Origin of the sequence: Bacillus cereus group sp. BfR-BA-01355, from assembly GCF_022663675.1 — a bacterium.
Taxonomy (GTDB): domain Bacteria; phylum Bacillota; class Bacilli; order Bacillales; family Bacillaceae_G; genus Bacillus_A; species Bacillus_A thuringiensis_S.
Window position 1 is genome coordinate 1 of the sequence record NZ_JAKUFY010000172.1, and the last position, 6,958, is coordinate 6,958.

Below are 6,958 nucleotides of genomic sequence, written 5' to 3' on the forward strand. Positions count from 1 at the left end.
TTATCTTCAAAAGTTACGGCAATCTGATTTGGCGTCTTTTCTACCTGTTCTTCGAACAGTTCAGCTACTGTCTTATCTCTCGGATATGCATGGTACGTATCATTAAATTCTCCTATGATAAGTGCCTTTTCTTCTCTATCTACTAAATCAATATCACCTAAAAGTACACTTGATTCAGAAATAATAGCATCAATAACTTTAATAAAAGTTTTTTGAATGGTTTCCACTGTATGTCTCTTATATAATTCATGAGCATAACTCATTGTTATTTCAAAATCATTTTTATATTCATCAATAAAAATTTGAAAATCAAAGGCACAATTGAACGGGAAAACTTCCTCAATACAACAATCTAATCCCTCTAATGTCAATAAATCTCTATACGTTTCCTGATACCTTAGTAAAATATCAAATAACGGATTTTTTTTCCTTGTAACTTTAGATAATTCAACTATAGTTTCATATTGAACATCTGAATTCTTTAAAGCATCTCTATTTCTCTCATGAACTTGCTGTATAAATTCCTTAATACTTTGTTTTTCATCAATATAGTTCCTTAATGGAAATGTATTAACAAACATCCCCACAAGAGACTGAAACTCTTCTAACTTCCTTCCTGAAGACACCGTTCCTATTGTTATATCTTTCTGATATGTAAGCCGAGCAAGTGTAATATTAAGAGCTGCGACAAAGAAGGAAAACTTTGTACAACAAAGTTTCTTACAGTAATCTTCTATTTCTTTTTTATGGTATAATCGACTCTTTAATTTATTAGAACTATAAACTTGCCTATGCTCATTAGGATTATCAACTAATATATCGCATAAGTTTGATGGTTCATTGAACATATCTTCCCAAAAAATTCTTTTCTCCTTATATCCCTTACTTTGTATCACTTCATTCTGCCAATTCACAAAATCGTAATATTCATTTTTATCTTTTTTAATACTTTCTTCATTATATGCATTTGCTAGATCCGACATAAATGGCCTTACACTGTTACCATCAAAAATAATATGATGAAAATCCATAAAAGCAACCGTAATATTGTCTTGATATTTCACTATCCTAATTCGATACAGAACATTATTAGATAAATCAAAAGGTTTTATAAAATCATCCAAATTATTTTTTTTGAAATCTTCAAAATTCATGTGCATATATGAATTTTCATCTATATATTCACAATTAGTATGCATCTCCCTAAAAATAAAATACTTAATACTACCATCTTTCTCTTTGAATCTCGCATTTAACATAGGATTATTATTTATAGCTTTATTTAAAGCTGCCATAAATCTTTCTTCATTAAAATTACCATAAAAAGTTGTCATTAAAGTCATATTATAACTTAAACTATCCGGATTCATTGCATTAATGACATACATTCTTTTTTGAACTGCAGAAGTCTCATACCATTCTTTAATATGCTTTGATAATACATTAGTCTTTTTCATGGTAGCTCCTTTGTGAAAGTTTTTTTAGTTTAAAAAAGGGCAAGTTCACCCTGTATTTTCTATAATATCATTAAATTACCATTATGCACATTGAATATTCAAATAAAATAAACAATACATCTCCCCGTTACCTGTATTACTACATAATTAAAGAACTAATATTCCTCATTCTTTCATTTTATATCAGAATGAGAATTCCTTATTATCAAAGCCTTAAATGAAAATCTGTAATTCCCTATTCACAGCAATGATTTCAGTCCTGATAGAGTTATCTACTATTTGGATAAAAAATTGGTGTTATCAGAAACGTCTCAAAAAATACATCTTTTAGTTCCACAGACTCAAGCAAATCAAATATTTTTTGAATCTTGTTCACAAAATTATTGATTTCCAATAAATGAACTCCTTAAAAAATTAGTTATCTTACAAAAACACTCAAATAATTCATTAACTATGTACAAATAAAAAATGACAAACTTAATAAAATAATAACAGCACACATACTGCTTTTCTCCTAATCATTTCACACCTCTAATATTTTCAATTTCATAAAATACAAATTATAAATCCCTACAAACTATATCAACCATAAATATTTTAATCTTTCACAACTCGAACTTCTCATTATAAAAAGCACTCTTTATCCCATCAACTTTTGTAGTGTCCACTTTAAAACGATATGTAACCAATCCTACAATTTTTTCACCCCAATTTGGCTTTAATCAACCATCTTTCCATGTGTTTGCCGGTAATTCAGTATTATAAAAAGGATAAACATCATGCTAAACTCATCCCTCTTAATTCTCAGCACCTACATAAATATATGTATTTTTGATCAGTATCATTTATTAATTTGAAAATAATATTTTGGTCTTGTCTATACGATTCGGCTGAAAGATTCAAACTTAAATTCCCCTACATAACCGTAACCGCTCGCTTTATTGTTAAAATTATATCTACCGTTACACAAAAAACAAAACTTAACATCCGAACAGCAATATTCCCCTTAACACTACTAAATTAAAACCTTAATTTTTCTAATAAACTTAATATCATTCAATGATAAAAAATAAATAGTAATGTTAATTTGTAATTGTATACTTTATATTTGGTAAGTGAGTTTCTTTCCCAATCCCCCATAACAAAACTTTCACCTTTCCATATTTATAAGAGTTCGGCCTATTTTTTCTTTGTAGAGAGTTTATTTTGCTTAAGTTGATGGGTATGTGCAACTGCCCATGTTTTAAGAATATTGAATCATTTACATTTCTTATCCCCCTACTTTTTGATATACTAAGAATATTGTTAATAAATCATTTTTTACCGAAATAATCATCTTAAATCCAGTTATTTATTTCATTTTTTTATTAAAACTTAATAACATTTAATGTATTAAAAATAATTTATTATAAGAAAGAAGTTGAAATGAAAATTGTTAGAGTTATATTTAGCAAATATCACCGATTTTTCTGACGAACAATATCAAACATTTTATAAAACAGCTGATAGTGCAAAAAAGCAAGAAATAAATGCATTTAGAAAAAATGAAGATAAGCAACGGTCTTTACTATCAAATCATCTACTAATAAAACTGTTAAATATATATACTCAAAAAAAGATTAAAATTAGTAAAAATAAATATGGGAAAAAATATTTGACAAATAATGAAGTGTTTTTTAACATTTCACATTCCGGTAACTGGGTGTTAATAGGTATTAGTAACCATGAGATAGGAGTAGATATTGAAAAAATAGAATCTCTTGATTATATAGGCCTTTCTACGTTTTTCTCAGAACCTGAAAAAGATTATCTTAAAACTTTACATATCGAACATCTCAGAAATGAATTCTATAGAATTTGGACAGCAAATGAAAGCTATGTGAAATTTTTAGGTAAGGGCTTATCAATTCAATTAAACTCTTTCATCGTACCCTTAACAAAAAATAATAATCATGTGTTAAATTTATCAAAAGTTTCACATCAAAAACCAAAAATCCAATCATTTTTTTTAGAGGATTATAGCATAAGTATTTGTAATCAAAAATTTGATGACTTATCATTTAATTATTATAATGCTAGAGATGAGTTAGTTATTTTAAATAATAAGAAAGATACATTATTTCCTGAAATAAAATTATGGAAATAGTTACTTATCCTTATTTTTATTGTAGCCCTTGCATTCTAATTTAAAAATTCATGTGAATTAATCATCAAATCACCTACAAATCTCTACTTTTTATTTTATATTTAACAAAAATAAATATAAAATAATTAATAAAACCAATGATATTTTCCGTTCAATATTCTTTTGCCCAATGGCTCTTTTTCATCCTGTCAACTTTAGTTGCCCTAACACATTGCGTAATAGCTATAAGACATTAAACAAATTGAACTATCTCTTAATTAGTTACACAATTCACTTAATTTTTATTTTTCACTTATTTTAAAAATAAAAATTAAGTGAATTAAAAATGATAATAACTCTCTTTTCACTTTACACAAATAGCACGATTCAACCAATAAAGAACAAATGATATAATTAGTAGTTCTATACAAAAAAATATAATACCAAACTCAAATAAATATAGAATATTATTCATCACTTAAAAATATCAAGAGACTAAACCTAACTAAAAAGTTATTTATAATCCACCAAACCTGAGTTCAAACACACGTCCATATGCTTTCTACCTAAAATATTATAAAATCCATTTTACACCTTTTCATTCAATATAAAATTTCTTACCAAACTCTATCCCAAATTTTTTCTATCAAATAAATTTCTCTTACTAATAATTACTCCTCTCTTTAAACCTCTATATCTATTAGCCTGCCAATTCAAATAAAACCTTCATTAAGATTTAACTCAACAGTACCGCGAACTAATTCCACATGAAAATCCATTTCTTATATATAGTAATGTTTTATATAAATAAAAATTCAATTATTTATACTTATTACATAAATTAACGTCCAACAATACTCTTTCTTATATAAGTCTGTACAATATTTTTAAAACATAATTAAAGAAAGATTCAACTTCAAAATCATTGAAAAAATCACCCTACTCCAGATAAACTTGAGCTAGCAATCTCTTAACCACTATCTATGCAAATTGATTAATAATATCTATGCACCCAGGGATAAAATGTTATCTTCATTTAGCGAAAATAGTGGGTTTATTTTTTATTTTCGGGGAAGTAAAAATGCCAGTCATAATATAATGCTAATCGCTTATATGCCCAAATATTTATTACTAAAATTTATTTTCCACTTATCAAATGTGGCTATGTATAACCCCAAGATACGAAATGTCATTTAAATATTTTTAGACATGATATCAACCGATTTCATAATTACCCGTAGCTTATTATCAAAATTTTGTAAACTTAACTTCCAAAAGCACCCATTATCTCACACGCTTATCCGCAAAATATTGAACAATGAGTAGCCTACAACATGACCTAACTACAAATAAAGCAATTTCAGTTGCTTCTCAACATACAAAACCTTATTTCAATAGAAATATTATCAATTGAACTTTCAGTCTAGAAATCAAACCTACTCCATAAAGTCATCTATCAAATCAATGAAAAGATAAAAGAGAAATCCCTTCTAAATACCAACAAGAACAAATTCCAATTCCTCTTTCAATTACATGTTATAATTCAAGAATTACTAAAAATTTAAAATTCAACTAAAGTCAGAGTATATATACCTTAGTAAATCAAGACATATAGCTATCAGTACAGCTGATACTAGTAAAAAAATAAATAACCATCAAAGTCATACTTGCTATTTTGATATCAAAAAAATACAATATACTTATAAAAAAGGTGTGTTACAAAACAAGGGTCTCAAGTCAAATGTATTTTGTCCAGAAATATTGAGGTTAAGGTAGAACGAATGTTAGATGCGGCATCTTCCTGCGATTTGATTTTACAGAACACAAAGAATGATTATCCTATCCACTATTAATTTGAACGAATTATATTTCCGATGACATAAACACGCACGAAAAAAAGGAGCCTTTTCATGCGATTCTGAATGAAAAGGCTCTTTTTTATTTTTATACATTTAAAAGTAAGTTTTTCAGTGATATCTTTCCCTTTCTATAGTTATCACTGAATAGATTTTCCCTTAGAAAATAAACATGCTAATTTCTATTACTCTTCTTATCCGATATCTCCACCCTAAGACTTAATAATGCTCCAAAGCAGCATCTCTAAATACCAATAGTCCCTACTTTTTAGATCACTTATATAATACTATAACCATGTATATTTTAATTTCCAATGTATATTGTCTCATTGAATTTGCTTCTTAAATCCGCTTGAAACTGTATCCAATTAGCAATATCATTTATAACGTACTCAGGGACATTTGCTGATATAGTATATTCTTCTATTGTACTAAGTTCTCCCTCTCCTTCTGTGAATAAATGGTTCAATTTTGGATACAGCAAATAATCTATATTATTCCTATTTTTCAATTGTTCTTGCCAAATTGGGATTTCAACATCAGTTCGTACTTGAAAGTCCCTTTCACCTTGCAAAATAAGCAATGGCGTCTTTTGATTTTTAGCCATTTCCGCTGCCCTAATCTGACGGAAAGAATCCCAAAACATGACTTGTCCTAATTTAAACTCTTTTGGAGGGTTCTCACTTGAAAAATTAGGATCATTTAGTAATTCTAATTGTTTCTTATAAAACTCATATACTTCAAAATTTATCTCTCCTAACGCAAATGCATGCTTTATTTGATCAAGGGCCACATCTTGAATCCTACGGGCCGATCCAGCCATTACAATTGCCCCAGCAATCTTATGATTTTTTTCTTTTTCAATTATTCTTGGAACCATCATTCCTCCTTGGCTATGACCAAGAATATAGATTTGCTTCCGATCTATTTTCTGTTCATTTTGAAGAAAACAAACTGCACGTAGAGCATCATCAGTTGTCTCTTTATCAATTGTATGGAGGGGACTTGATAACGTTTTTGATTCATGCTCATATGTTCGTTTATTGTAACGAAGAACAGCAATTCCTTTCGTTGCAAGCCCTTCGGCTAAATCACGAAACGGCTTTACAGCAGCTATTGTTTCATCCCTATCTCTTTGACCTGATCCATGAATTAGAACTACCACCGGGAAAGGACCTTTCCCTTTTGGAATAGACAATGTTCCTGCCAATGGAAATACATCGTTACCTATCACTATTTCTCTCTCTATAAACGAATTAGGTCGACTGTATGGGGGCCTTCCCGCAATGGTGATATGAAAATCATCTATTTTTCTAAATAATTCTAATGCCATCGGATAATACTCTTGATTTTTTGCAGTTGTTATCGACATATATTCTTCTACTTTTCTATTTGTAATAATCTCTGCAAGATTTTCCACAGTAGAGTTTGATAGCACTTCTTTCAGAAGTACTTTCTTTCCTGTTTCAGCTTCAATTCTGTTAACTAATCTTGTAGCTTTCAAAGAATGTCCACCTAAT

General features: G+C 28.5%; 3 protein-coding genes. 1 reads left to right on the plus strand and 2 read right to left on the minus strand.

The window, feature by feature from the left end:
- Nucleotides 1-1,457, minus strand: a 1,457-nt coding sequence (locus MR167_RS29585) for a condensation domain-containing protein (protein WP_242316100.1), incomplete at its 3' end; no start/stop codon positions are given.
- 1,432 nt (nt 1,458-2,889) lie between these two features.
- On the opposite strand from MR167_RS29585, the gene MR167_RS29590 reads away from it, so the two are divergent.
- Nucleotides 2,890-3,603, plus strand: a complete 714-nt coding sequence (locus tag MR167_RS29590; protein ID WP_242316101.1) for a 4'-phosphopantetheinyl transferase family protein — start codon at nt 2,890-2,892, stop codon at nt 3,601-3,603.
- 2,139 nt (nt 3,604-5,742) lie between these two features.
- On the opposite strand, the gene MR167_RS29595 is transcribed toward MR167_RS29590, so the two are convergent.
- Nucleotides 5,743-6,958, minus strand: a 1,216-nt coding sequence (locus MR167_RS29595; protein ID WP_255787428.1) for an alpha/beta fold hydrolase, incomplete at its 5' end; no start/stop codon positions are given.